Raw genomic sequence first — 4772 nt, 5'->3', positions numbered from 1 at the left:
CTTAATTTTGGCTTAGGTTATAAATTTAAAAACGGATTTAATTTAGGTGCAAGATATAATTTGGGATTAACCGATATAAATAATTTGGAAGGCTCGTCAGCAACAAATAAAAACGGAGTATTTCAGTTCTCTGTTGGTTATTTCTTTTTCTAAAACTTAGTGAAAGTGCAATTAATAGATTAAGAAACTAAGGCATTCTGATGATATTCAATAAATTATTAGATGTTTAATGCTTTTCTATCCTAAGAAAGCTTCGGAGAAATCTAGAGCTTTCTTTGGTTTAAAGTCATTTTTTTATCATTTCCTATGTTCTTAGCTATAAATTAATACAATTGTCCCAGAGATAATTAACACTACCCCTATAATGCCAAGTGTGCTTATCTTTTCATTCAAAAAAATCACCGAGAGAATTATGGCAATGGCAACACTTAATTTATCTACAGGGGCTACCTGAGAAACTTTACCCATTTGTAAAGCTTTAAAATAAAATATCCACGAAAGCCCTGTGGCAACGCCAGAAAGACAGAGAAAAATTAGGTTTTGTTTTGTAAGTGTATTAAATGTTGCCGTTCCTCCCCTAAAAAAAGCAATTCCCCAAGCCAAAATTAAAATAATTACAGTCCTTATTGCTGTCGCAAGATCTGTATCAACTCCTTTGATACCAACTTTAGCAAAAACTGCCGTTAATGCAGCAAAAAAAGCAGAGAGTAACGCAAATATCCACCACATAATTAACTATTTTATTGATAAAATTACAAAAATTATTCTACCTCATTTTGTGTTAAACGATATTCATTTTCTTTCTACTAAAATTATAAACTATGAAAATGCAAAAAAATATTTAATTAAAACATCACATTCATTATTGATATTCAAATTTAATATCGTAATATTGCAATATTAAATTAATAAAAAAATGGGAGCTACTAAAACAGAGCATTTTACAGATGCACAAAATCAAATAGCCATTATTGCAAAGGCGTTAGGACATCCAGCCAGAATTGCAATCATTGAATATTTACTAAAAGCTAACCAATGTATTTGCGGAGATATTGTTAATGAACTTCCACTTGCTCAACCAACAGTTTCGCAACATTTAAAAGAACTCAAAAATGCAGGAATTATTAAAGGAAATATTTCCGGTAATTCGATATGTTACTGCATTGACGAGAAAACAATTGCTATTTTAAACAACTATTTCTTAAAAATCACTCAAGCTATTTCCGTATCAAAATGTTGTTAAAACATTTTTTACGATTATATATCGCAATATTGCATTAAACAAATAAACATCATTATCATGAAATTATCAGAAGTAAAAGAAATTTTGCCTACATTAGAAAATGTTGCATTTCAATTAGAAAATGGAACTTTTGTTCCTGAACATTTCCACGTTACCGAAGTCGGAATGATTACCAAAAACTTCATTGATTGCGGTGGCGTAATTCGAAACGAAAAGGCTGTCAACTTCCAACTTTGGAATGCGAATGATTTTGAACACCGACTAAAACCCTCTAAATTATTGCACATTATTAATCTTTCAGAAAACAAATTAGGAATCGAAGATTCAGAAATTGAAGTCGAATATCAAAGTGACACTATTGGAAAATATGGTTTAGAATTCAATGGGAAAAACTTTATTCTCACCAGTAAATCGACTACTTGTTTAGCTCAAGATTCTTGTGGAAGTCCAAAACAAAAAATAAATTTAGCAGCATTAAAAAACGAAACCTCATGCTGTGCTCCAAACTCGGCATGTTGTTAAATTAATAATTGATCAAAATGACAAAACCTTTCACTTTTTTAGAAATAGAAAAAACAATTAAAGATTTAAAAATAGAAGAAATCGCTAAAGAACGAAAAGCAATTTTACAGCCTCTTATCGACTTCGTTCAGTCTAAAGTCGATGAGCAAAAACAAATCAGACTTAATTTTATTTGCACACATAATTCGAGGAGAAGTCATTTGTCTCAAATTTGGGCACAAACAATGGCAGCTTATTTTAATATAAAAAATGTTTTTTGCTACTCAGGGGGAACAGAAGCTACAGCTATGTTCCCAATGGTAGCCACTACTTTAGAGAAACAAGGTTTTGTAATCAAAACGATTGCTGAAACAAACAACCCGGTTTATGCGATAAAGTACGCCGAAAACGAACATCCAATTATTTGTTTTTCAAAAAAATATGATAATGATTTTAATCCTCAAAATCAATTTGCAGCTATACTGACTTGTTCTCAAGCCGACCAAGGTTGTCCATTTATTACAGGAACCGAAAAAAGAATCCCGATTACTTTTGAAGATCCAAAACTTTTTGACAACACGCCTCAACAAGCCGAAAAATATTTTGAACGAAGCATACAAATCGCTACGGAAATGTTTTATGTATTCTCCCAAATCAAGCAATAAATATGTCTGCAAATAATTGTACGCCAACACTGGAAAGAAAAAAATTAGGATTTCTTGACCGCTTTTTAACACTTTGGATTTTCCTCGCAATGGCAATCGGAGTCGCTATTGGATATTTTATGCCATCAAGCAGTGGTTTTATAAATTCATTTTCAAATGGAACAACCAATATACCTTTAGCCATCGGCTTGATATTAATGATGTATCCGCCATTAGCGAAAGTAAAATACGAGCAAATGGGAGAAGTTTATAAAAACACAAAAATTCTAGGCGCGTCATTATTTTTAAATTGGATAATTGGACCAATTTTAATGTTCGCATTAGCTTTATTGCTGCTGAACGACTATCCTGAATACATGATCGGATTAATACTTATTGGTTTGGCACGCTGTATTGCAATGGTTGTCGTATGGAACGATTTAGCCGATGGAAACCGCGAATATGGCGCAGGACTTATAGCTTTGAACAGTATTTTTCAAGTGTTTTTTTACAGTATATATGCCTATATATTCATTACGATATTACCTCCCTATTTTGGTTACAAAGGTCTTGAAGTAAATATCAGCATCGGACAAATAGCCAAAAGCGTTGGAATTTATTTAGGCATTCCTTTTGCATTAGGCTTTATCAGCAGGTACTCATTAATTAAGCTAAAAGGAGAAGAATGGTTTCAAAACAAATATGTTCCGTTCATTTCTCCGATAACATTAATAGCATTGCTTTTCACAATATTAATAATGTTTAGCCTTAAAGGAGAACTTATTGTACAAATACCAATGGATGTCATCCGTATTGCGATTCCGTTGGTTATTTATTTTGTAGTGATGTTTATTCTTAGTTTTTTCACCGGCAAATATTTTGGAGCAGATTACTCGAAATCAGCTGCGATTGCATTTACCGCAACAGGCAATAACTTTGAATTGGCAATTGCTGTCGCAATTGGTGTTTTTGGTATTAATAGTGGGCAAGCATTCGCGGGTGTAATAGGCCCTCTGGTTGAAGTACCGGCATTGATTGCCTTAGTTAATGTTGCTTTTTGGTTTAGAAAAAAATATTTTACTACTGTTTAGACACCTTTAAACACAAAATTTTACCATTAAGAGATTAGAAATGTTAATTATAATCTCTTAATGGTTTAAAAAAATTATTAAGTTTCGTTGTCGCTTTTACAAACAATCACCCCTTCAACAAATCCACAATTTTATCAACATTTATTTCACTGTAATCACTGATATAAAAGTCACAAGGTGGCAGTTGCTCTTTGGTATGTGTACTTAAAACTCCCACCACTTTCATTCCTGCGTTAATTGCCGCAGTAACACCAGAGAAAGAATCTTCGAAAACCACACAGTCCGATGAAGAAACGCCAGCATGCTTCGCAGACTTTAAATACACTTCGGGATTTGGTTTATGAAATTGTACATCTTCGCTAGACATCATAGAATCCATTTGGTCAGCAATATTTAAAGTACTTATTATAAGATCCAAATTGGCACGTGGAGCAGAAGTAGCAACAGCTGTTTTAAAATTTCGGGATTTGAGTTCGCCCAAGAACTTCAAAAAATGAGGAATGGTTGCTACTTTATCTTTATATACTTCGCGAAACATCGACTCTTTTTCATCCTCTAATTTTTTGAGTTCCTCACCTTCAATAGGGCGTTTAAAGAAATAAGTCATTATATAACCATTATGTTTTCCGTACATGTGGTCTTGAAATTCCTGTTCGGTATAAGGAATTTTATAATTATCAAAAAATGCTTCGAAAGCCTTTACATGATGTGGATTAGTGTGACAAATTACACCATCCATATCAAAAATTACGCATTGCTGTTTCATATATCTGTTTTTAACGAATGCAAGATACAATCATTTATACCTATTAGTAAAATCCAGATTTTAGAATTAATGTTTTTTTGGTTTATATCTAAAAACCGTGAGTAAAAACTGAAAAAGTATTCTTTTTCTTAACTAAAATAAACGAATTGCATGTAAATTATACAATTTACTGTTAGAAACATGTAACACATTATTTCTGACTAATTCCAAAATTTGAAATAACTATTAATAATTAAAAAAACAGTATGAAAAAAATAGGCTTTTATTTAATGATTATGGTATCATTAATTATTTCTCCTGTAACAATTATAGCTGCGGAGAAAAACCCAACTACAGTTACAGCAGTAACAACCAAAAGCAACGAAATGCCCGAGGAAGTAAAAAATATGCTTAATAGGCTTGAAGAAATAAAGAAAATGGATAAATCCAATTTGACTCGTGCAGAAAAAAAAGAACTTCGTGAAGAAGTTAAAACAATCAAAGCAAATTTAAAAGCAACAGGACATGGCGTATACCTTTCAATTGGA

General features: G+C 32.1%; 7 protein-coding genes. 5 read left to right on the top strand and 2 right to left on the bottom strand.

Features of this window, described 5'->3' with window-relative positions; genetic code table 11:
* Positions 1-312: 312 nt before the first annotated feature.
* Complete coding sequence (locus VLC96_RS18500; protein WP_325265303.1) at positions 313-729, bottom strand: EamA family transporter; 417 nt, start codon at positions 727-729, stop codon at positions 313-315.
* Positions 730-916: 187 nt separating this feature from the next.
* On the opposite strand from VLC96_RS18500, the gene VLC96_RS18495 reads away from it, so the two are divergent.
* From VLC96_RS18495 to arsB, 4 genes are read left to right on the top strand one after another with little or no spacing between them, the layout of a single operon-like run.
* Positions 917-1243, top strand: coding sequence for an ArsR/SmtB family transcription factor (locus VLC96_RS18495; protein ID WP_325265302.1), 327 nt, complete (start codon positions 917-919; stop codon positions 1241-1243).
* Between the two features lie 57 nt (positions 1244-1300).
* A complete protein-coding gene (locus VLC96_RS18490) occupies positions 1301-1765 on the top strand; it encodes a DUF6428 family protein (RefSeq protein WP_325265300.1) in 465 nt (154 codons plus the stop codon).
* Positions 1766-1782: 17 nt separating this feature from the next.
* Positions 1783-2409 carry an arsenate-mycothiol transferase ArsC gene (locus tag VLC96_RS18485; protein ID WP_325265299.1) on the top strand — a complete coding sequence of 209 codons (627 nt, stop codon included), beginning with the start codon at positions 1783-1785 and terminating at the stop codon, positions 2407-2409.
* Positions 2410-2411: 2 nt separating this feature from the next.
* Positions 2412-3479: an ACR3 family arsenite efflux transporter gene (arsB, locus tag VLC96_RS18480; protein ID WP_325265298.1), complete on the top strand. Its 1068-nt coding sequence runs from the start codon at positions 2412-2414 to the stop codon at positions 3477-3479.
* A 106-nt stretch (positions 3480-3585) separates the two neighbouring features.
* On the opposite strand, the gene VLC96_RS18475 is transcribed toward arsB, so the two are convergent.
* Positions 3586-4245 carry an HAD family hydrolase gene (locus VLC96_RS18475; RefSeq protein WP_325265297.1) on the bottom strand — a complete coding sequence of 220 codons (660 nt, stop codon included), beginning with the start codon at positions 4243-4245 and terminating at the stop codon, positions 3586-3588.
* 245 nt (positions 4246-4490) lie between these two features.
* On the opposite strand from VLC96_RS18475, the gene VLC96_RS18470 reads away from it, so the two are divergent.
* Positions 4491-4772 (top strand): hypothetical protein (locus tag VLC96_RS18470; protein ID WP_325265296.1); only part of this gene is annotated, 282 nt, incomplete at its 3' end.

The sequence above is a fragment of the Flavobacterium sp. genome, assembly GCF_035456085.1.
Lineage (GTDB): Bacteria > Bacteroidota > Bacteroidia > Flavobacteriales > Flavobacteriaceae > Flavobacterium.
This window is presented reverse-complemented; position numbering and strand designations above follow the sequence as displayed.